Origin of the sequence: Microbacterium sp. AR7-10, from assembly GCF_001878835.1 — a bacterium.
GTDB lineage: Bacteria > Actinomycetota > Actinomycetes > Actinomycetales > Microbacteriaceae > Microbacterium > Microbacterium commune.
This window is the reverse complement of sequence record NZ_MJIR01000102.1, coordinates 393-20,735: the sequence shown is the minus strand read 5'-3', so window position 1 is coordinate 20,735 and position 20,343 is coordinate 393. Positions and strand designations below refer to the sequence as shown.

Annotated in this window: 32 protein-coding genes and 1 tRNA gene; 27 read left to right on the top strand and 6 right to left on the bottom strand. The window is 67.1% G+C overall.

All coding sequences use genetic code 11. The features are described 5' to 3' along the window. Positions 1-8: 8 nt before the first annotated feature. Positions 9-641, top strand: a complete 633-nt coding sequence (locus BFN01_RS13455) for an asparagine synthase (protein WP_071644851.1) — start codon at positions 9-11, stop codon at positions 639-641. A gap of 73 nt (positions 642-714) precedes the next feature. Then, positions 715-787: transfer RNA gene (locus BFN01_RS13450), tRNA-Arg, on the top strand. Here BFN01_RS13450 and BFN01_RS15570 read toward each other — a convergent pair. Then, positions 753-1,121: a helix-turn-helix domain-containing protein gene (locus tag BFN01_RS15570; RefSeq protein WP_071644850.1), complete on the bottom strand. Its 369-nt coding sequence runs from the start codon at positions 1,119-1,121 to the stop codon at positions 753-755. The genes BFN01_RS13450 and BFN01_RS15570 overlap by 35 nt on opposite strands. A gap of 397 nt (positions 1,122-1,518) precedes the next feature. On the opposite strand from BFN01_RS15570, the gene BFN01_RS15565 reads away from it, so the two are divergent. From BFN01_RS15565 to BFN01_RS13340, 24 genes are all read left to right on the top strand, one after another. Continuing rightward, positions 1,519-1,665 carry a hypothetical protein gene (locus tag BFN01_RS15565; protein ID WP_177243883.1) on the top strand — a complete coding sequence of 49 codons (147 nt, stop codon included), beginning with the start codon at positions 1,519-1,521 and terminating at the stop codon, positions 1,663-1,665. Beyond that, positions 1,662-1,817, top strand: coding sequence for a hypothetical protein (locus tag BFN01_RS15560; RefSeq protein ID WP_177243882.1), 156 nt, complete (start codon positions 1,662-1,664; stop codon positions 1,815-1,817). Before BFN01_RS15565 ends, BFN01_RS15560 begins: the two co-directional genes overlap by 4 nt. Continuing rightward, entirely contained in the window at positions 1,814-2,110 is a 297-nt protein-coding gene (locus tag BFN01_RS13440) for a hypothetical protein (RefSeq protein ID WP_071644849.1), read from the top strand. The genes BFN01_RS15560 and BFN01_RS13440 overlap by 4 nt, the downstream gene beginning before the upstream one ends. A 100-nt stretch (positions 2,111-2,210) precedes the next feature. Beyond that, a complete protein-coding gene (locus BFN01_RS13435; protein ID WP_071644848.1) occupies positions 2,211-2,381 on the top strand; it encodes a helix-turn-helix domain-containing protein in 171 nt (56 codons plus the stop codon). A gap of 189 nt (positions 2,382-2,570) precedes the next feature. Then, a complete protein-coding gene (locus tag BFN01_RS13430; protein ID WP_071644847.1) occupies positions 2,571-2,861 on the top strand; it encodes an HNH endonuclease in 291 nt (96 codons plus the stop codon). After that, entirely contained in the window at positions 2,858-3,226 is a 369-nt protein-coding gene (locus BFN01_RS13425; RefSeq protein WP_177243881.1) for a hypothetical protein, read from the top strand. The genes BFN01_RS13430 and BFN01_RS13425 overlap by 4 nt, the downstream gene beginning before the upstream one ends. A gap of 183 nt (positions 3,227-3,409) precedes the next feature. Further along, positions 3,410-3,733 carry a hypothetical protein gene (locus BFN01_RS13420; RefSeq protein ID WP_071644845.1) on the top strand — a complete coding sequence of 108 codons (324 nt, stop codon included), beginning with the start codon at positions 3,410-3,412 and terminating at the stop codon, positions 3,731-3,733. Continuing rightward, positions 3,730-5,196, top strand: coding sequence for a terminase large subunit domain-containing protein (locus BFN01_RS13415; protein ID WP_177243880.1), 1,467 nt, complete (start codon positions 3,730-3,732; stop codon positions 5,194-5,196). Before BFN01_RS13420 ends, BFN01_RS13415 begins: the two co-directional genes overlap by 4 nt. 84 nt (positions 5,197-5,280) lie before the next feature. Next, positions 5,281-6,399: a phage portal protein gene (locus tag BFN01_RS13410; protein ID WP_143187254.1), complete on the top strand. Its 1,119-nt coding sequence runs from the start codon at positions 5,281-5,283 to the stop codon at positions 6,397-6,399. Further along, a complete protein-coding gene (locus tag BFN01_RS13405; RefSeq protein ID WP_071644843.1) occupies positions 6,396-7,979 on the top strand; it encodes an HK97 family phage prohead protease in 1,584 nt (527 codons plus the stop codon). Before BFN01_RS13410 ends, BFN01_RS13405 begins: the two co-directional genes overlap by 4 nt. A gap of 2 nt (positions 7,980-7,981) precedes the next feature. Beyond that, positions 7,982-8,314, top strand: a complete 333-nt coding sequence (locus BFN01_RS13400; RefSeq protein WP_071644842.1) for a hypothetical protein — start codon at positions 7,982-7,984, stop codon at positions 8,312-8,314. Then, positions 8,311-8,676 carry a hypothetical protein gene (locus tag BFN01_RS13395; protein WP_071644841.1) on the top strand — a complete coding sequence of 122 codons (366 nt, stop codon included), beginning with the start codon at positions 8,311-8,313 and terminating at the stop codon, positions 8,674-8,676. The genes BFN01_RS13400 and BFN01_RS13395 overlap by 4 nt, the downstream gene beginning before the upstream one ends. A 14-nt stretch (positions 8,677-8,690) precedes the next feature. Then, entirely contained in the window at positions 8,691-9,131 is a 441-nt protein-coding gene (locus BFN01_RS13390) for a hypothetical protein (protein WP_071644840.1), read from the top strand. A 1-nt stretch (position 9,132) separates the two neighbouring features. Further along, entirely contained in the window at positions 9,133-9,522 is a 390-nt protein-coding gene (locus BFN01_RS13385; protein ID WP_071644839.1) for a hypothetical protein, read from the top strand. 11 nt (positions 9,523-9,533) lie between these two features. Next, positions 9,534-9,869: a hypothetical protein gene (locus BFN01_RS13380; RefSeq protein WP_071644838.1), complete on the top strand. Its 336-nt coding sequence runs from the start codon at positions 9,534-9,536 to the stop codon at positions 9,867-9,869. A gap of 134 nt (positions 9,870-10,003) precedes the next feature. Then, the gene (locus BFN01_RS13375) at positions 10,004-10,339 is read left to right on the top strand and encodes a hypothetical protein (protein WP_071644837.1); all 336 of its coding nucleotides are present in this window, start codon (positions 10,004-10,006) and stop codon (positions 10,337-10,339) included. Further along, positions 10,336-11,403 (top strand): hypothetical protein, encoded by a 1,068-nt coding sequence (locus BFN01_RS13370; RefSeq protein WP_143187253.1) that lies wholly within the window; start codon positions 10,336-10,338, stop codon positions 11,401-11,403. Before BFN01_RS13375 ends, BFN01_RS13370 begins: the two co-directional genes overlap by 4 nt. Positions 11,404-11,411: 8 nt before the next feature. Beyond that, positions 11,412-11,585, top strand: coding sequence for a hypothetical protein (locus tag BFN01_RS15555; RefSeq protein ID WP_177243879.1), 174 nt, complete (start codon positions 11,412-11,414; stop codon positions 11,583-11,585). 53 nt (positions 11,586-11,638) lie between these two features. Further along, positions 11,639-13,756, top strand: a complete 2,118-nt coding sequence (locus BFN01_RS13365; RefSeq protein WP_071644835.1) for a hypothetical protein — start codon at positions 11,639-11,641, stop codon at positions 13,754-13,756. Further along, positions 13,753-14,922: a hypothetical protein gene (locus BFN01_RS13360; RefSeq protein WP_071644834.1), complete on the top strand. Its 1,170-nt coding sequence runs from the start codon at positions 13,753-13,755 to the stop codon at positions 14,920-14,922. The genes BFN01_RS13365 and BFN01_RS13360 overlap by 4 nt, the downstream gene beginning before the upstream one ends. Further along, positions 14,919-15,440 carry a hypothetical protein gene (locus BFN01_RS13355; protein ID WP_071644833.1) on the top strand — a complete coding sequence of 174 codons (522 nt, stop codon included), beginning with the start codon at positions 14,919-14,921 and terminating at the stop codon, positions 15,438-15,440. The genes BFN01_RS13360 and BFN01_RS13355 overlap by 4 nt, the downstream gene beginning before the upstream one ends. 12 nt (positions 15,441-15,452) lie before the next feature. Continuing rightward, complete coding sequence (locus BFN01_RS13350) at positions 15,453-16,070, top strand: M23 family metallopeptidase (protein ID WP_071644832.1); 618 nt, start codon at positions 15,453-15,455, stop codon at positions 16,068-16,070. After that, positions 16,067-16,282, top strand: a complete 216-nt coding sequence (locus BFN01_RS13345; protein WP_071644831.1) for a hypothetical protein — start codon at positions 16,067-16,069, stop codon at positions 16,280-16,282. The genes BFN01_RS13350 and BFN01_RS13345 overlap by 4 nt, the downstream gene beginning before the upstream one ends. A 14-nt stretch (positions 16,283-16,296) precedes the next feature. Continuing rightward, positions 16,297-16,518, top strand: a complete 222-nt coding sequence (locus tag BFN01_RS13340; RefSeq protein ID WP_071644830.1) for a hypothetical protein — start codon at positions 16,297-16,299, stop codon at positions 16,516-16,518. A 98-nt stretch (positions 16,519-16,616) separates the two neighbouring features. Here the strand turns inward: BFN01_RS13340 and BFN01_RS13335 are convergent, their stop codons facing one another. The 4 genes from BFN01_RS13335 to BFN01_RS13330 all read right to left on the bottom strand — a co-directional run bounded on the left by BFN01_RS13335 (position 16,617) and on the right by BFN01_RS13330 (position 18,387). Continuing rightward, the gene (locus tag BFN01_RS13335; RefSeq protein WP_071644829.1) at positions 16,617-17,444 is read right to left on the bottom strand and encodes a tyrosine-type recombinase/integrase; all 828 of its coding nucleotides are present in this window, start codon (positions 17,442-17,444) and stop codon (positions 16,617-16,619) included. A 345-nt stretch (positions 17,445-17,789) separates the two neighbouring features. After that, entirely contained in the window at positions 17,790-17,963 is a 174-nt protein-coding gene (locus BFN01_RS15550) for a hypothetical protein (RefSeq protein ID WP_177243878.1), read from the bottom strand. After that, positions 17,960-18,130, bottom strand: a complete 171-nt coding sequence (locus BFN01_RS15545) for a hypothetical protein (RefSeq protein WP_177243877.1) — start codon at positions 18,128-18,130, stop codon at positions 17,960-17,962. Before BFN01_RS15545 ends, BFN01_RS15550 begins: the two co-directional genes overlap by 4 nt. After that, positions 18,127-18,387, bottom strand: a complete 261-nt coding sequence (locus tag BFN01_RS13330; RefSeq protein ID WP_071644828.1) for a hypothetical protein — start codon at positions 18,385-18,387, stop codon at positions 18,127-18,129. Before BFN01_RS13330 ends, BFN01_RS15545 begins: the two co-directional genes overlap by 4 nt. A gap of 264 nt (positions 18,388-18,651) precedes the next feature. On the opposite strand from BFN01_RS13330, the gene BFN01_RS13325 reads away from it, so the two are divergent. Next, the gene (locus BFN01_RS13325; RefSeq protein ID WP_071644827.1) at positions 18,652-20,163 is read left to right on the top strand and encodes an L-serine ammonia-lyase, iron-sulfur-dependent, subunit alpha; all 1,512 of its coding nucleotides are present in this window, start codon (positions 18,652-18,654) and stop codon (positions 20,161-20,163) included. Between the two features lie 9 nt (positions 20,164-20,172). Here the strand turns inward: BFN01_RS13325 and BFN01_RS15930 are convergent. Continuing rightward, positions 20,173-20,343 (bottom strand): ATP-dependent helicase C-terminal domain-containing protein (locus tag BFN01_RS15930; protein WP_256221169.1); only part of this gene is annotated, 171 nt, incomplete at its 5' end.

Here is a 20,343-nt window from a genome sequence, read left to right as displayed (position 1 = left end):
AGGTACTCGTGGGACGAACAGCTGATGCCGTCGCCGAGGGCGTAGCGATCGCCACGGCGGCCGTTCGGCTGACCGTGAAGAACCAGATCCTGGTCGGGACGATCGCTCAGGGTGGCACCTTCGAGATCGACCATTACATGGACGAGGCCCGCGTCGCGCTGCGCGCGATGGCCGACGAGTCCGAGCAGGCCGCCGAGCACCTCACCGCCCTACGCAAGCGCGCGCGAGGTCGGCACTCCGACCCGCACGGCACCCACGACTACCGCGACCGCGACGTGCGCAACCTGCGTCGTCGCGCGAAGCAGTCACTCGGCGTCGCCACTCACCTGCGCGACATGACGGATGACTCCGAGGCGCTGCGCGCGCTCGTCGAAGAGGCGAGAGCGGCGGCGTGGGCCGACGTGCGCAGCAACCTCGATCGCAGGCTTCGCGTCGAGGGGATGCGCGCGGATCAGGATCCCGAGTACGAGCAGATGCGCGAGGCACGGATGCAGGCGCTGAAGCTCGTCGATCTGCAGGCGCTCTCGTCGGAGCAGCGAGCCCGACGCAAGCGCGAGAAGGCCGCGGACAAGGCGGCGGAGCAGGACGGATCGCGTGCGGAGCGAGACGGCAAGCGCGCGCTCTGGACACGCCGGGGGTGAGTCGGTCGAGCCCCGATTTCACTTCTCCGTGAAACGTGTTGTAGGCTGTTCTTCGGCCCGCTGAGCGGGCCGTGCGCCCCTAGCTCAATGGATAGAGCATCTGACTACGGATCAGAAGGTTGGGGGTTCGAGTCCCTCGGGGCGCGCATCTGAGACGGCTCCCGCTACGGCGGGGGCCGTTTCTGCGTTAACGCCTGCCGCGAACCATTCGAGCGGCTGACCCGTCAGCCGTGCCAGGCGCACCAGGCTTGAGAACTTCGGTTCAGTCCGCCCAGTCTCCCACGCGCTCACGGTAGGTCGAGCGACACCGCACGCCGCCGCCACGTCGTCCTGATCTACACCGGCCAGCAGCCGCGCTCGGCGGATGCGATCGGCGATCGTCCAAGTCGGGTTGTCAGCAATAAGGCTCATGCCGATGACTCTAGCGCTCCGGCTGATCAAAAACACGACACGCCGCGCTGAATGCTCGATAGTCATCATCGCGCTAGGCACTCTTGCGTCATGTTCAAAAACGTGACGGCGTGCTCTCGACCACCACCAGGCACCCCGGTAGGGGAGACCAGCCAGCAGGAACGATCGACGCCACGACCGGGCGGGACACGCGGGAGGCGCTCCGCGAAATCGACCAAGATGCCACCCCGAGAGATAGCGGGAGTCGCGGTTAAGGCATGACCGGGCGCGACAGACCTCCCCAGGCTCGACCCCGCATCTCATATCCCGTCCGTGACGGCCTCACCCGCCGTGCCACGCTGACCGCCCTGGCTCCGCCCTGGCTCCGTCAAGCAGGCCCCTCCGAATCCCGCTCAGCCGGGAGTAGGGGGGCCATACCTCCCAACCCTCCACCTTCCCTTCACCATCAAGCAGGCAGGAACAGAACATGACCCCCGCACCCATCCCCACCATCGTTCGCGGCCCCTTCGGAAACCTCATCCCCAACCCCCGCTTCAACCACCGGATCTCGAAGCACGCAGCAGGACGCCTCGGCCAGACCCGCCCCAAGCGCAGGAATCGCCGCAAGCCGTGACCGAGCACGTCTACCTCGAATCCGGCTGGTGCTCATGCGGACACCACCGCGACGACGGCAGACGCGACGACCGTTCGACCCCGTACCTGCCGACCCGCGCCGAGATCCGAGCAATCCTCGGCCCCACCTACCAGCCCAAGGAACGAACATGACGACCATCACCCGCCACCTACTCGCAGTCGAGCCGGATGCCGTGACCACGCACATCGAAGCCGGACAGCAGCGACTCATCCGACTTCGACGGCGCGCACTCATCGCCGAGTGCCGCCGATACGCCACACGCGCTCGACGCGCTCGACTCCGAGGCCTGCTCGCCGACATCCGATCGATCGGCCACCAGCTCGACGCGCTCGACCCCACCGCCCCCGAGGCGACAGACGTGATCAAGGCCGCGACCCGCCTCATGGACAGCATCCACCGCGACCTCGAATTGTGCGGCGCATGACCCCCGATCAGATCCCGCCCCACATCGGGATTCCCGCAGCTCTCATCCTCTGGGCGATCTGGTTCGCCCTCAAAGCACACGACACCCGGAAGGGCGCACGATGACCGAACGCAAGAAACTCACCACAGGTCAGGTTGCCGAGCGCTTCGGCGTCAACCGCTACACCGTGCAGAAGTGGGCCGACGAAGGCAAGCTCCCCTGTACTCGCACCCTCGGAGGCGATCGCAGGTTCGACGCCGCCGAGATCGAGAAGCGCCTGGCCCTGTCGTGATCAAGTACGTCAGCGCCGTCGAATGGGCCTGCCCCAAGTGCCACGACACCGGCCTAGCCCGCACCCCCGAACAAGCCGCCGAGGATCTCGGCCAGCACGCCGAGGACTATCACTGATGATCGCCGCGATAGCCCTCGTCGCGATCACGGTCGCGTTCAGCGTCGTCGGCCTCGCCGGGATGCTCCGCAGATGAGCGAGCACAGCAGTCGCGGATCGGTCTGGCAGAAAACCCGCCGCCGCATCCTCGACCGCGACGGCTGGCTATGCCGCTTCTGTGGCAAGCACCTCGAAGGCGACGACGCCACCGTCGATCACAGCATCGCCAAGGCCAAGTGGATACGCGACGGCCTGCCCGGCGATCCCGACGCCGACAGCAACCTCCTCGCCGCCTGCCGATCCTGCAACAGCTCCAAGCAAGACAGCGACAGCGGCCCCCGCATCAACTACTACAACCCCCGCTGGATCACCCAGCCCGCATGACAGGACACCCCATGAGCCGATACGCCAACGCCGCACGCATCGCCCGCGACGAGGCCAGGGCACGCCGCCACGCCCTCATCGTGACGCGCACGGCCTACGACGCCACCCGAGTCATGCGCGCCCTACAGGACGCCCTACGGCCCCGCGACGGCGAGCACCCCAAGCTCATGCACAGCAACGGCCTATGGGGCGCGAGCAGTGACGCATGGGGGAGTGGCCGCATCACCGTCCGCGTGCAGGGCGTAGGCCTACGAGGCATCACCGCAGACGCCGTGCTGATCGAGCGCACATGCCAGCGCAGCACCGTCGCCGACGCGCTGCTCATCGTCGCCACCTCACACGCCCGACTCATCGGGGAGTGGTGATGCGCGAGCTGATCCGATCCAGCGGCGAGCTGCTGGCAAGCCTGCCTGCTCCGATCGTCGGACTCGGCGTGCTGCTGGCAATCGCCGCGACCGTCTGGGCCGTGGCGTTTTTCTGAAACGCACCCCCAGGACACCCCGCCCCAGTTTTCATTTTCACCAGATCAGACCTGAAATATCCAGATTATGAGCGACACGACGACAGACCAGGCCGAGCCGTTCCAACTCCCCGACGATTCGACCTGGCTCAGTGCCGTCGAGCTGTTCCAGCGCGAGGCGTCGGCCTGGCTCACCCCCGCCGACGCCCCGCAGCTCATGGCGCTACGCTCGATCGCTCAGCAGCTCGACAAGGGCAAGTTCCAAGCCGCGCTGATCTCCCAATTCACGCTCATTCACCGCACCCTGCGCGACAAGGGCGATCCCGAGCGTGCCAAGGGCGGCGCGAAGCCCGACCAGAATGACCCGGCCATGCTCGACATCTTCAAGGGGATATGGCGGGGCGACCAGTGAAGCCCTCAGCCGCCGAGATCCAGCCGTGGCCCCCGGCGCGCTGGACGCCCCCGCTCTCGCCCGACTTCGCCTCGGCGATCGACGGCTACCTGCCCCTGTTCCACCTCGTCTGGGAACGCGCATTCGGGTACACGCTCGAAGCGTGGCAGATCACCACCATCCGCCATGCCCTTGAGATCTATCCCGAGGGCCACCCGCGCGCCGGGCAGCTCCGACACCGGCAGGTGATCATCAGCCTTGGGCGGCAGAACGGCAAGACCGAGATAGCCGCCGCGATCGGGCTCTGGGCGCTGCTGATGAAAGCCCGCCCGACCGTCGTCGGCATCGCCTCGAACGCCGATCAGGCGAAGCTCGTCTACAAGCGCACGATGGGCGCGATCAAGGGCACACCGCAGCTCGCCCGCAAGTTCCGCGCCCTCACCGAGACACGCGGCATCCAGACGATCGACGGCGGCACATACGAGATCAAGGCCGCGAAATCCGCCGCCCTACAGGGCATCCCCGTCGATGTCGGCCTAGTCGATGAGCTGCACATCCTCGTCCGCGAACTCTGGTTCGACCTCATCAACGGCCTCGGCGGTCGCCCAAACTCGCTCGTCGTCGGCATCACCACCGCAGGCGACGCCGGATCAGAGCTGCTGCTGTACCTCTACGACCTCGGCGAGCAAGCCATCGCCGCAGGGATCGACGGTGATCGGCGCGTCGGGTTCTACTGCTGGGAAGCGCTCGAAGCGCACATCCCGCCCGATGGCGCAGCCGGTGACGCCGAGCTAGCACGCGAGATCGCCCGCGCGAATCCATCCGTCGCATCCGGTCGGCGCGACATGGAAATCGAGCTTGCCGAGGTGCGCGGGATGCCACCCCAAGACGCGATCCGCTACCGCCTAAACCGCTTCGTGGACTCCGTAAGCGAGTTCATCACCCGAGATCTCTGGGACGCGAACTACACCCGCGAACCGTTCCCCGATGGCCGCCCCCTGTTCACCATCGACCGCACCCCCGGATGGGACTACGCCTCGATCGGAGTATTCGGGAAGATGCCAGACGGGCGCACATACTGCGACCTCGCCGCATCCATCGTGCGCCCCACGATCTCGCAGCTCGCCGACATCTGCCAGCAGCTCGCCCGCCACAACCCGACCACGTTCGGCATGGACGGCCTCACACTCAAGGATCTCGGCAAGGAACTCGAACTTCGAGGCCTGCCCGTGACGATGATCACCCACGCCGACATCCTCAACGGCTCCGCCCTGTTCTACTCGAAGGTTCAGCAGGGCCAGCTCGCGCACCCCGGAAACGACCTGCTCGCACGGCAGATCCCCGTCACCAAACGCAAAGACTCCGGCGACGGGTTCAAGATCTCCCGCAAAGAGTCATCCGTGGCGATCGATGGCGTCATGTCGCACGTCATCGGAGTGCAGCTCGCCGAGACACAGCTAACCCCCGAACTGCAGATGTTCTAGGGTGCCACCTTCCGTGGTCTATGTGGCTTTTTGACGCGTGTCCGGACTAGGGGAAGTGGCCCTCCCGGCTGCATCGTGTTCGACGTGGCAAGCATCAGGGAATGGCTCACCGGGCGCAAGCGCGAAGCCGACACGACGACCAGCAGCGACTCGACCGGGATCATCCCGCCCGCACGCTCCGCAGCCGTCGCGACCGGCGTGACCGTCGCCGAAGCGCTCACGCTCCCCATGGTCTACCGGGCGATCCAGGTTCACGCGATCGCCGCCAAGCAGCTCAGCATCGACACCACCCGCTACGGCCTCACGATCGACGATCACCCGCTGGCCCGCCGCCCCGACCCGGACGGCACCCGCTCCGGCTGGATCGAGCAGGCCGTCGTGTCGCTCGCCTCATCCGGCAACTGCTACTTCGAGATCGTCCGGGATGCGTTCGGCGTCGTCGTCGCGCTCCCCGTCCTCAACCCGCTCGACGTGCGAATCCAGACCAACCGCGACGGACACACCACCGGCTACGAGTACCGGGGCCGCAAGTTCACCCCGGCGCAGATCTCCCACATCACCCTGCTTCGCGTGCCCGGCTCCGCCTACGGCCTCGGCCCCATCCAGGCCGCACAGCCCGACCTCCGGGGCGCGATCTCCACCCGCGACTACGCCGCCGCCTGGCTCGACCAGTCGGGCGTTCCGACTGGCGTCCTCAAGTCCGACCAGTCGATCAACGCCGACCAGGCCGCGCAGGCCAAGGAGTTCTGGAAGGACAACGCCGGGCAGAAAAATGGCGTCGTCGTGCTCGGCAGCGGCCTCGGCTACCAGCCGATCTTTCTCAGCCCCAAAGACGTGCAGTTCATCGAAGCGCAGCAGTTCAACGTCACCAGCATCGCCCGCATGTTCGGCGTGCCCGCCTCGCTCATGCTCGCCGCCGTCGAAGGCGGAAGCCAGACCTACAGCAACGTTGAGCAGGACTGGCTCGCCTACGTGCGCTTCACCCTCATGGCCTACCTCGTCCCGATCGAGGACGCCCTGAGCGACCTCATGCCCGGCGCGCAGCGGGCACGCTTCAACATCGAAGCCCTGCTCCGCGCCGACACCACCAGCCGCTACGCGAGCTACAAAACCGCGATCGACGCCGGGTTCATGCAGCCCGAGGAAGTTCGCCTCATCGAAGGCCTCGGCCCCATCATCCCCTCGAAGGAAGTCACCGCATGACCGACCAGCTCGAAACCCGATCCCTTGAGATCCGGGCCAGCGTCGATGCGGACGCCCGCACCGTTTCCGGCGTCGGCGTCCCCTACGGCGAGATCATCACCGTCTGGGGCCAGCGCGAGATGTTCGCGCCCGGCTCCGTGCGCGCCGAGGGCGCGAAGCTGCTCTACCGCCACGCCGACCCGATCGGCGTCGTCACCGACGCCGACGACAACGCCGCCGGCTGGCACCCGACCGCCCGCATTTCGACCACCACGCGCGGCGACGAGGCCTACCAGCTCGCCCGCGACGGCGTTCTCGACGGCCTGAGCGTCGGCTTCACCCCCGTCAAGTACCACATGGAACGCGACGACCTCGGGGAATACATCGTCTACGACGAGGCGATCGTCCGCGAAGTGTCCCTCGTCCCGTTCCCCGCATACCCGTCCGCCCGCGTCCAGCACGTCCGCTCCGACCACACCAGCAACCCGACCAGCACAGGAGGCACCATGCCCGACCAGACCCCCGACACCACCCCCGGCCACACCCGCGAAGCCGACGACATGCGCGAACTCCGCGAAGGCGTCGAAGATCTCAAGCGATCCTTCGCCGTCATGCAGCAGAACGGCGTGCAGATCGCCGAGCCGGTCACCGACACCCGCAGCGCCGGACAGATCCTCAAGGCGATCATCGCAGGCGACGACGACACGATCCGCGCCTACAACGAGCTGATCGAGCGCGCCTACGCGGGCGGCACGACCGCCGATGCCGCGATCAAGGATTCGTGGGTCGGCGACCTCACCCGCATCTACGACGCCTCGACCGGCGCTCTCGTGTCGCTGTTCGCGACCGGCACCCTGCCCCAGACCGGCATGAACATCGAGTTCGCCGAGCTGGACACGAACAGCCTCACCGTCGGCAAGCAGGCCGCAGAAGGTGACCCGCTCCCGCTCGGCAAGGTCAAGCTCAAGACGCGCACCGCCGAGGTTCACACCTTCGGCGGCGCGACCGAGCTGACCCGTCAGGAGATCGAGCGTTCGCAGCTCCCCATCCTCGACCGCAACCTCGAAGCGCTCACCATGGCCGCAGCCGTCGCCCACAAGGTGCAGCTCCGCGCCGCGTACAACACGCTGCTCGCCGCCCGCGTCACCGCTGGCGACGTGGTGGACGTTCCCGCGATCGCCACCGCCGATGCCAACGACTGGCTCGATGCCGTCGTGGACGGCGCAGTGAACTTCGAGGAGAAGGCCGCAGGCATCGACGCGCTGCTGGTGTCCACCGACGTGTTCAAGGCGCTCAACCACCTCGAAACGAGCGGGCACCGGCTGTTCCGCGTGGACTCCGACGCCCGCACGGTCGGCGAGCTGGATCTGACCGCCCTTCAGGGTGACATCGCCTCGATGCGCGTCATCTGCGACACCGGGGCCACGGCTGGCACCGCCGCGTTCGTCAACGGTCGCGCCCTGCGCTCATACCTCTCGCCCCTCGCGCAGCTCCAGGACGAGAACGTGCTGAACCTCACCAAGGCATTCAGCGTGTACCGGTACGGCGCGATCGCCGCCGAGATCCCCGGCTTCGTCGTCCCCGTCCAGTTCGCCGCCTGACCATGACCGATCCTCGCCCGCTCGCTGACCGCCTCGCCGAGTACGTCGTACCCGGCGCGACCGCCGCGCAGATCCCCGCCGAGTACCTCAACGAATGCCTCGCCGAAGCGCAGGCCATGGTGACTCAGGCGATCGGAACCGCGCAGGGCGTGCCGCAGGTGATCAGCGACCGGGCGACGATCGAAGCCGCATCCGAGCTGTTCCACCGCAAGCAGGCCCCCAACGGAATCAGCCAGTACGCCGCCCCGGACGGCGGCGCGCTCCGCATCCCCCGCGACCCCATGAACGCCGCCCGAGCGATCCTCGCGCCGTACCTACCCCTGGGGATCGCATGACCGTCCTCAAGGATCTCCGCACCGGACTCGCCGAGGCGATCACCGCCGTCACCACCTACGACCACGTACCGGGGCGCGTGCTGCTACCCGCCGCATTCGTCCTCGCCGGATCGCCCTACATCGAACAGGGCGAAACGTTCGGCGATCGCCTCATCCGGTTCCAAATCGTCGTCTGCACCCACCCCAGCCTCAACGAGATCGAAACCGACTCCCTCGACCAGATCATCGAGAGCGCATCGGAAGATCTCGCCAAAAAGGGATGGGCCGTCGAAAGCGTGCAGCAGCCCGCCATCCAGGAACTCAACGGGGCCGAAGTATTCGCCACCGAAATCAACGTCGCCGCCCTGGTGACATTCGACTGAAAGGAGATCCCACCATGGGATCGACCCGCATCCGAGGCAATCGCAAGCCCCGCCTCACCCTCACCGCACCCGGCACCGACCACGCCGCCGACCTGCTCTCTTACAAGATCGAATCCGAAGCCGCCGACGCCGACGCGATCACCTTCGAGGACGCCGAGAAGGGCGAAGGCCGCGACTGGTTCCTGCGAGGCGCAGCGATCCAGTCCACCGCCACCGCCTCATTCTGGCGCTGGATCTGGGAGAACAACGGCATGGTGTCCGTCCCCTACACCGTCGCACCCCACGGCAACGAGACACCCACCGCCAACGAGCCGCACTTCGTCGGCATGCTGACCGTCAGCGTCCCCCCGGCGCTCGGCGGCGAAGCGTCCACCGATCCGAAGTCCTCGTTCCAGTTCGACTATGAGTTCAAGCTGGACGACAAGCCGACCATGGACACCGGCGCGGCAGGCTGACATGTCGGGAGTCGTCGTCAACAAAGGCCTACGGATCGAAGGCCTGCGCGAGCTGAACGCCAAGCTCCGCAAAGTCGGCGACGACTCCCAAGACATGCCCGATCTCATGCACCGGATCGGGAACATCGTCATCGCCAACGCCCAACCGCCCCGCGAATCCGGGGAACTCGCAGGCACCATGCGAGCCGGTCGCGGCAAGACCAAAGCCGTCGTCCGCGTCGGCTACGCCCGCCGAGGCGGGCACGCGGGCGTCGTCCACTACGGCGACCCCCACCGAGGGCACCGAGCCAACCGATTCATGATTCGCGCACTCGACAAAGCCCGCCCCGCCGTGATCCGAGAACTCGAACACGGCATCGACTCCATCATCCGCAAAAACCGACTCGCCTGAAAGGCCACACCATGACCGACACCACCCCCAACAAGTTCGACTTCGACCGCCTCACCCTCGGCGAAGTCGCCACCATCGAAGATCTCACCGGCTACGGCATCGGCGCGCTCAGCGTCGAGAAGCCGCAGGGCAAATTCCTCGCCGCGCTCTACATGGTCGCCCGCCGCCGCAACGGCGACCCCACGTTCACGTTCAACAAGGCCCTCACCGTCTCGATGCTCGACGCACAGGCCTACCTCGGCATCGACACCGACGACGAGAACAGCGCCGACGACACCGCCGAGGGCGACACCTTCGCGAGCGCCGAGGGGGAAGCGCCCGCCTACGGCTCGACCGTGACCGAGTAAGAGCAGCCGTCGTCGTCGCGTGCGGGTGGATACCACGCGACGAATACGACGCCCTCACCCTCGGCGAACTCAACGCCATCATCAGCGAAATCAACAGGCAACGAAAAGCCCACTAACCAGAAAGGCGGGGAGGCGTGCGAGCAGCACCAGGCACCTACGACCTCAGCATCTACGCCGGAGACACCTACGCCGCGCGCTTCGCGTTCACCGTAGAAGGCCAGCCGTTCCCACTCCCCGCCACTGGTTGGCGCGCACAAGCCCGCCCCAACCCCCACAGCGAAACCGTCATCGAGCTGACCGTAGACGCCACCGAAGCCGCAGGCGGCATCATCACCCTCACGATCCCCGCTGCGGAAACCGAGGGCATCGGATTCCCCAAGGGCGTCTGGGATCTACAGCACGCAGACGGCCTCAACATCTCCACCTGGATATCTGGCCGGGTCACCATCGAGAAGGACGTAACCCGATGAGCAACATCAAAGTGACCGTCCAGCCGCCAACGCCGGTAACAGTCATCCCAGAAACCGGCGCAGCAGTCATCGCAGCAGCCAACGCACGCGCAGCATCCGAAGCATCCGAAGCCGCAAAGCTCGCCGCCGAAGCCGCAGCAATCCGCGCCGAGTCTGTACCACTCACTAACGACGCCATCATGGCCGACGTGGCGAAAGATCCGGCATCGCAGTTCGGTGTTCAGCTAAACGCCACGATAGGTGAGAAGGTGCAGCCGGTCGCGAACGATGTCGTGGCGACTGCCGTGACCGCTCAGGACATCCCCGGTAAGGTCGCCACAGCCACCGGCGCGGCGATCACGGACGCGAACATCCCCGCCCTCGTGGATGAGGCCGCAGGGCCAGCGGTGACAGCTGAGGCGACGGAACAGCTCCCTGCCCTCGTCACCGCCGAAGTCGCCCTGCGCGTACCCCCGGCTGTGGACACGGCGATCACCGGGGCGGACATCCCCGGCAAGGTTGCGATCGCTCTCGCCGCACAGGCTGGAAAGATCCTCCAGGGCACCGGGATGCCGAACGGCGTCGTCACCGCTGGTGTCGGAACCCTCTACGTGGACACCGCAACCACAATGGGCGCGAGCGTCTGGCGCAAGGCCACCGGGACCGGCAACACCGGCTGGACGGTCATGGAGGGCGACACTGGCTGGCGAACGCTCACATCCTGGGACTCGGCCGGGGTCGTGTCGGGCGCGCCCCTGGTCGCGGGCATGACGCCGACGCCCGGCAGCGCGGGGTTCATCCGAATCATTCGCACGAACAACGACGTTGGTCCGGTGATCAGTGGCGCTACATTCACCGCATCCACGAGCTACATCGACCTCCCGGCAGGTTTCGGGCCGACCAACCCTCAGCGCAAGACGCTCGTCGCACTCGGCACCCTCGCCCTGTCGTGCTCCCTGAACTCAGCACGGCTATTCATCGACAACATCCCGGCCGGGACGGCAACAGGAACCGCCTACGGTGCATCTGCATCATGGGTGACCAATCGCGATTGGCCGACCACTCTCCCCGGAACCGCTGCATAGGAGCACGCATGGACATCACGACACTCACCGACGCAGAGCTCGACCAGCACAGGCTCGACGTGCTGAACGAGATGGAGCGGCGCGCGAACCTCGCCGCGATCCCCGCACAGGTCACCGCCCTCGCGCAGACGTACACGGCGGCAGGTGGCGACCCTGCCGACCTGACCGCAGCGCTCGGCTAACGCCCACCCTTAGTTGAGATTCATCGTCCCCCCTCGAAAGTAGGTAAGACAGCGTGGCGAAGAATACCGTCATCGTTTCCGTCCTCGGAGATACCCGCGACCTCCAGCGCAAGATGGGCGGCGCGGGCGGGATCATGTCCAAGTTCGGGAAGGTCGCCGCCGCCGCGACCGCGATCGCCGGGGCCGCAGTCGTCGCCCTCGGGACGAAGGCCGTGAAGTCGGCATCCGAGCTACAGCAGAACATGGGCGCGATGGAATCCGTGTTCAAGTCGAGCGCCGGTCAGATGACCAAATGGGCCACGACCGCCGCCTCGACAGTCGGCCTCGCCAAATCCGAATACGCGGGCCTCGCGACCGTCCTCGGCTCGCAGCTCAAGAACATGGGCGTGGCGCAGGCGCAGCTCGGCACCCAGACCAACAAGCTCATCGGCCTCGGCGCGGATCTCGCCGCACAGTTCGGCGGCTCCACCTCCGACGCCGTATCGGCCCTGTCGTCGCTCCTGCGCGGCGAACGCGACCCCATCGAACGATACGGCGTGTCCATCAACGAAGCCGCCGTGAAAGCCAAGCTCGCCGAGATGGGCCTCGCCGGTCTGACCGGCGAAGCCGAGAAGAACGCGAAACTCTCCGCGACCCTCGCGCTGCTCTACGCGCAAACCGCCGACGCGCAGGGCGCATTCTCCCGCGAGTCCACCACCCTCGCAGGCGCACAGCAGCGCCTCGCAGCCGGGGCCGAGAACCTCGTCGCCACCCTCGGAACCTCCCTCCTGCCCGCCGTCACCGCCGTCACCGCCTCGGTCGGCACCATGGTCAACAAGATCCAGGAATCCGCGTGGTTCCAGACGCTCACCCAGAACCTCTCGAACGCCTCTAACGCCTTCGCCGACTTCGTGTTCGGCATCATCAACGGCACCCAGACGCTCGACTTCGGGGCGCTGTTCGGCTCCATCATCCCCGCGATCACAAGCGCCATTCAGAACGCCGCAGCCTGGATCTCGGGCGGCGGCCTCGTGCCCGTCTTCGCCGCGCTCACCGACGCCCGCGAAGGATTCTTCACAGCCGCGATCACCCTCTTTCAGGCGATCACCGACGCGCTCCCCGAGATCCTCCCCGCCGCCGTCGAAGCGCTCGTGACCTTCATCCAGCAGCTCGCGACATTCCTGATCGAATCCCTGCCCGTCGTGCTCGACGCCGCCGTGCAGCTCTTCACCGCGATCGTCACCGCGATCCCGCTCATCGTCCCGCAGCTCGTCACCGGCCTCGTCACGATCATCACCGACCTAATCCCCGTCCTGCTCGGCATGATCCCCACGATCCTCGACGCCGCCGTGCAGCTCCTGACCGCGCTGATCGACGCCCTGCCGATCATCCTGCCCGACCTGATCGCCGCCGTGATCGGCCTGCTCCCCGTCCTCATCGCGACCCTGATCGGCCTGATCCCCAAGCTGCTCACCGCCGCCGTCAAGCTCTTCACCGCCCTCGTCACCGCCCTCCCGCAGATCATCCCAAAGCTGATCACCAAGCTGATCGAGATGGCCCCGAAGATCATCCGAACGCTGATCGGGATGATCCCGCAGCTACTCGAATCGGGCAAGCAGCTCTTCATGGCGATCGTGACCGCGATCCCCACGATCGCAGGGAAGCTCGGCCCCGCCCTCATCCGGCTCCTGCCCCGCATGGTCAGCGCCGTCAAGGGCATGATTCCGCAGATGCTCGCCGCCGGTCGCGACCTCGTCGCAGGCCTCGCCCGAGGCCTCGCCCAGAACGCCGGTCGCGTCGTCAGCGGACTACTCTCGATCGCCCGCAACGCGATCGGCGCATTCAAGCGATTCTTTGGCATCAACTCCCCGTCACGCCTCATGGCGTCCATGGGCGGGTTCCTTACACAGGGCCTCGGCGGCGGCATCGATAAGGGGATCTCGAAGGTTCGCGGCACCGTCCGCAAGCTCTCCACCGCCGTTACAGACAGTTTCTCGCCGACCCTCGACGCCCCGACCCTCGCCGACGTGCAGGCCGTCACCGTCAACGGTGCAGGAAGCTCGGCTATCGGCGGTGGGAACGTCTACAACATCACCGTCAACGCCGTCACCAGCAGCGTCGAAACAGGCCGCGCAATCGTCAACGCGATCCGCGACTACGAGCGATTCGAGCGGAACGGGGTTCCCGCATGACCGTCATCGAGCGGCCCCTATACGGCGTGATCCACGTGCAGACTTTCGACCTCGCCGGATCACCCTTCGTGCTCGACCAGTCCAAGCTGGACTACTCCCCGCTCGGCACGACCGGCGACAAGGCCAAATGGCGCGACTGGACAGCGACCGCGAACAACATCACCATCCGCCGGGGCATGCGATCCGAGGGTATCGAACTCTTCGCAGATACCGGCATCGCGACGATCACCCTCATCGATCCCGGCGAAGCGCTCGACCCCGAGACAGGCATCCACCCCGGTCAGCCCGCCCGCGTCATCGCTCGCGTCCCCGGCCAGCCTGACCGGCCCCTCTTTACCGGGAAAGTGTACGACGCCCGCCGCAGCATCGAGCGCGATCAGCACGGACGCACCCGCCCCGCCCTGACTCTCGTATTCGCCGACGCCGTGCAGACGTTCAACAGCATCACCCGCTACGGCGCGACCGGCCCCGAAACATTCCTCTCCCGGATCTCCCGCCTCGCCCAGTCCACCAGCGAACGCGTGCAGCTCCCCGCCACGTCACCCACCGCACTACAGGCACGCATCGTCACCGAGGCGAGCCTCGCCGACCATTTCACTCTGGCCTGCAACGGGGCCGGGGCGATGTGGTGGGTCGGCGCAGATGGCGTTACACGGTTCCAGTACCGCGCCCTCACCGCAGCGACCGACCTCGGCGTCGTCTGGAATCCCGACCTCATCCATGCCGACACCGCAAGCGGACTCGACGGCTGGGCCAACCGCATCTACCAGACCCGGATATCCGCCGTCCCCGACCCCGACAACCCCGGCAACTGGCTCAACGACGAAACGACCGAACTCATCTACGACGCCCCCCAATCAGTCGGCCGATGGGGCGAACGGCCCGCGACCTATCCGCTCGCATACGTCTACGACCAGGGCGACGACTCCGCACTCTGCATGCTCCGCATGCTCGGCCCAAACACCACCCCGACAGACACGCCCAGCAGCGTGACGATCAACGCCCAGAGCGACCTCGCCCGATTCTCACGCCTCGAAATCGGCGCTCGGCTGACAGTGAGCGTCCCCGGCGCATACGCCGAAACGCTCATCACCGCAATTCACCACACCATCACCCCTACGCGGTGGGTTATCACCCTCAATCTGATCGGAGCAACAAACACATGAGCTGGAAATTCTTCAACCCCGGCCAGATCCTCACCGCCGACGACGCGAACACCCTCATGCGACAGGGGCGAGCGATCGTCGCCAACGCGACCGAGCGAAACGCGATCTCTGCTGTCGAAGGTCAGCGCGTCTACCAGCTCGACAACAAAACCGAGTACGAGTTCATCAGCGGCTCGTGGGTCGGCGGCTGGACGCCCTACCCGCTGAACGGCCCTGACGCCGCCGAGTTCGTCGTCGGCGTGGCGCTCGAATGGAAGCTTGCTAACGGGATCGTCTTCCATCGCGGACGCCTCGACGCCGTGGCCGCGTCGATCCCCACGGGCTGGAAGAACGTGGCAACCCTGCCCGCTGTCGCCTGCCCGAACGCGACATCGATCTTCGCAGGCGTGGAAGACGCCACCACCTCAGACGGCTCCGTCGTCAGCGTCTCGATCCAGCCGTCCGGGGCCGTGAACATCCGCGCCGGTCAGGGCATCATCACACGCGCCCACCTCAACAACGTCGTTTACCCGCGCTGAAAGGAACGATCCATGCTCTACCCCAACGGCACCACCAGCCGCCCCAAGGTGTCCAGCCCCTACGGCCCCCGCGACTCCCGAATCGGAATCAGCAGCTTCCACGCCGGGGCCGACCTGATCGGCTTCGACACCATCCATGCGATCGCCGCAGGCCGCGTCACGTTCGCCGGATGGATGAACAACGCCGCAGGCCGAACCATCATCATCGACCACGGCGGCGGCGTCACCAGCGTCTACATGCACAACGACACCCACCGAGTGCGCCGCGGCGATCGAGTCACCGAGGGCCAGTCCATCGCCACCATGGGCGACACCGGCAACGCATCCGGCCCCTGCAACCACCTCGAGATACGCATCCGAGGTAAGCGCACCGAGCCGCTCGCCTACATCGCCGATCGGCTCCCCAGAATCCCCGCGCCGACCAGCGCAACCACCACCAGCACGACAGGAGAACAGGACATGATCCAAAACATCAAGGGCAAGGCAGGCAAGCGCTCGGGCGGCATGTGGCTCCTCAAGGACGGCAAAGCGACCTTCCTCGGCCACGACCCCGCGAGCACCCTGCCCTACATCGAGGATGAGGGAGTCATCCGCAACCTCGCCAAGCACTACGAGGGTCTGCCTGCATGATCGACCCGCTCGCGGTCATCGTCCCCCTGCTGACGTTCCTCGGCCTCGTCGTCGTGTCGCTCGTCGGCGGGGGGATCACCCTCGGCGTGCAGCTAACCAAGTGGTACGCCCAGAACCAGCTGCTCTGGCTCTACAACCGACAGCTCATCGACCACATCTACCGAGGCAACCCGCCGCCCCCGCCGACCCCGCCCGCTGGCCTCTACGACTGAAAGGAAACCCCCCAGTGTCCAAGTACAACACCCGAGCCGAGCGCCGCGCAGCCCTGCGCGAGCGCGCCGGTCACGTCCTCACGCCCGCATTCCGCCGATGGGCATACGGCCTCGCCGTCGCCGCCCTCGGCGTGGCGATCTGGGCCGACTGGCTCCCGGCCACCGTCACCCCCGTCGCCGTCCCGCTACTCATGGCCCTATTCTTCGTGGACAAGACCGGCGAGCCGCGACCCTGACGAACGGCCCTCAGACGCCCTCAGACGGCCCCGAACGACGATCGCCCCGCACTACCATGTGCGGGGCGATCTCGTGTCAGGGCGACCCTGACACCGATTCAGCCGTACCGAACATCCTTCGACTCAAGCTCATCTATAGCCGCCCGCATCCGTGTCCGGTCATATTCGACATAGCGCCGCGTCGTCGTCGGCGAAGCGTGCCCGAGCGATTCCTGCACTAGCAGCAGATCACTCCGCAGGGCATAAAGCCGAGTCGCGAACCGATGCCGCAGCGTGTGCATCGTCCACCCCTCCGGCAGCAGCGAGGCGAGCAGCTTGCCGACATAGCGCGGCGACAGGTGACCGTTGTCCGCACCGGGGAAGAAATAGCCCCTCGGGAGATCCACCAGCGCCCGCGCGAGCGACGACGGCAACGGCACCACCCGCTCCCGGTTGCCCTTACCATGCACCAGCAGCGACCAGCCCACCAGATCCTCGATGAGATCCCACGATGCCGCCTGCGCGACCTCAGCCCGCCGCATACCGACCTCGGCGGCGAGCCGCAGCATAAGCCCCTCACGATGCCCTGCACGCATAAGCGCCTCACGATAGACGCGATCCGGCGCAGGTCGAGCGCGAGGCGTCTGCAAGGGCACCTTCGGCAACGTCGCGCCGACGTTCTCGACCACCCGCCCCGACTCGACCGCCCACCCGTAAAAGGAATAGAACGTGTTACGGCGACCTCGCCGAGTCTCCAGCGCCCACGACTGCCCCGCCACATACGCGAGCAGCGCGCCCGCTGTTACCTCCCACGGCCCGCACGGCATCCGCCTCGCCAAGTGCTGCAAGTGCTCCCGCCGCGTGCGCCGCGTCGTCGTCGGCTTACCCCCTGCGATCTGCGCGGCATCGTAGTCGGCAATCGCGCTCAGCCATTCATCGTCAAGCATTGACCCTCCCTCAAGGGCATGACAAAAGTAAGCTCCCGCCCAACTGGACGGAAGCGCGAATCGGGTACGGGGGACACCGCCCCCCGCACCCATGAAACCAGGAAGCGGGCTAGCTACCGATCTCGCGGTCTGTATGCTCTTGTGACTCGAAGTGCAGTTCGGCGAATGCCCGCTGTGTCATCCGATCCGCGAAGGCCAGCTCGATCATGGGCCGAGCGGGCCACGTCTGCGGCGACTCCCAGCCGCACGAGCAGCGCAGCCGAACCTTCCGCCGTTGCCACCAACGTCGAGCAACCTCGACAACCTCGATGCTGGCGACGGGCTTGGACTTGGGCTTTCGCAGCTTCATCGCTCTGCGCTCCCGTTCTCGCGGTCTGTGCGTTGCTGCTCGATGAGCTTCGACAGCTTGGCGATGCGGCGGCGGACGATGGAGAGCCGCACGGATTGCAACTGCTCTCGATCCCCGGCTACTGCCTCCATCTCGCCCAGTGCGGCGAGGATGATGTCGGAGTCGATCATGCGTCTGCGCTCCCGTTCTCGCGTTCCGTGACCTGCCCGTACAGCAGACCTGCCCGCCGCGCACCCTCGCGCAGCGCAGCGATTCCCGCCGTCGAGCTGATCCCCTCAGCCCGCCGCCGCTCGTCCTCTTCCCATCGCAACATCGCGTCCCACGCTCCCTCGCTCATGCCGCCACCCGCTTTGAGTAGCGCTCGTATGCCGTCTGCCGAGTCACGCCCAGCCCCTCGGCGATATACGCCCACGAATGCCCCTGCGCGCGCTGGCCGGCCACCGCCGCCGCAATCGCATCCTCGATCTCGGCGCGCAGGCTCAGCAGCTCGGCAAGCTCCCAGTCATCGCCCTGCCCGACGCGGCGACCCGCCGCCCTGATGACGCGAGCGGCAAAGCCGACGTAATCGGGAGTCTCGACCGTGCGCCGAGTCACAGCTCGACCGCCTCGACGCTCAGGAGAGCCTGGTACTCTGCATCAAACCCCGCGCTCAGCCACTCGGTAGCGATCTCGATCGCTTCGGCTACAGAACAGAAGGTTGGGGGTTCGAGTCCCTCGGGGCGCGCACTGTGTTGAGACAGTAGTGAAATCCCCGTCGCGAAAGCGGCGGGGATTTCGCCTTTCCTGCGGTCTGATCCGCCAGCGCTCGGCGCGAGCCCTGGCGGCCCCGAGAACACCGGTCGGACGTAGGCTGGATGCGTGACTGCGTACGTCTCGGCTTTCGACCTGTTCTCCATCGGTGTGGGGCCGTCGAGTTCGCACACCGTCGGGCCGATGCGCGCCGGAGTCGACTTCGCCGATCGGCTGACGGCAGAAGACCTGCTCAGTCGCGTCGCGCGGGTGCGCTGCGAGCTGTTCGGCTCGCTGGGGGCGACCGGGCTCGGCCACGGCACTCCGGATGCCGTGGTCGCCGGCCTGCAGGGGCTGCACCCCGAGACCTGCGATCCGGCCGACGTGCGCGAGCTGTGGAGCGGCTGGCCCGAGGGGCGCGAGCTGCTGCTGGCGGGAGAGCAGGGCATCCCGTTCGCGAAGGACGACATCGCCTTCGTCCCGCGCACGCGCCTGCCCGGTCACCCCAACGCGATGACCCTGCACGCGCTCGACGCCGAGGGTGAGCCCGTGCTCGAGCAGACGTACTACTCGGTCGGCGGCGGTTTCATCCGCCGCGACGGGGAAGAGGCCCGCGTCGCCGCCGCCGCACAGCCGTACCCGTACGACACCGCCGAAGAGCTGCTCGCGCTGTGCGACGAGACGGGCATGTCCATCGCCGAGATAGCCCGGGGAAACGAGATGGCGGTGCGCTCGGAAGAGCAGGTCGCCGCAGGGCTCGATGCGATCTGGGATGCCATGGCATCCTGCGTCGACGCCGGGCTGCACTCCGGCGGCACGCTGCCCGGCATCCTGAAGGTGAGGCGCCGCGCGGGCGACATCCGCCAGCAGCTCGAGGCGGTCGAAGCCGACGGGCATCCCGCACTTCCCGGCGAATGGCTGGGCGCGTTCGCGCTCGCTGTGAACGAGGAGAACGCGGCCGGCGGTCGCGTCGTCACCGCCCCCACCAACGGCGCGGCCGGCATCCTGCCCGCTGTCGCGATGTACTGGTGGCGCTTCCTCGCCGACTCCGGCCTGGGCGTCGGCAACGCGGTCACCCCGCACGGCGAGCTGGTCGGCAGCGCCCTGCTCGGCTTCCGCTCGTCCCCCGCGGTGACCGCCGCCGAGGGATCCGTGAGCGCGTCGAACGGCGATGACGACGCAGTGGCCGAGGCGAACCGGCGCCGCGGCATCCGGCGATTCCTGCTCACCGCCACCGCGCTCGGTTCGCTGTTCAAGGCGAACGCGTCGATCTCGGGCGCCGAGGGCGGCTGCCAGGCCGAGGTCGGCTCGGCGTGCGCCATGGCCGCCGGCGGTCTCACCGCGGTGATGGGCGGCACGGTGCGGCAGATCGAGAACGCGGCCGAGATCGCGATGGAGCACCATCTGGGGCTCACCTGCGACCCGATCGGCGGGCTCGTGCAGATCCCGTGCATCGAGCGCAACGCGATCGCCGCCTCGACCGCGGTGACGGCCGCGCGCCTCGCCCTGCGCGGCGACGGTCACCACTACGTGTCGCTGGACGCCGTGGTCGAGACCATGCGCCAGACGGGCCTCGACATGTCGACGAAGTACAAGGAGACCAGCGAGGGCGGCCTCGCGGTGAACGTCATCGAGTGCTGACTCGTCGGCTCAGTCGCGAGCCGCCCGTCGACGGGTGTGCCGCGTCGCCGTGGCCGACCAGGGGTCTTCGGGCCAGGGGTGCTTCGGATAGCGCCCGCGCATCTCCGCCCGCACCTGCGCATACGGACCCGACCAGAACGAAGCGAGGTCGGCGGTCACTGCGAGCGGACGGCCGGCGGG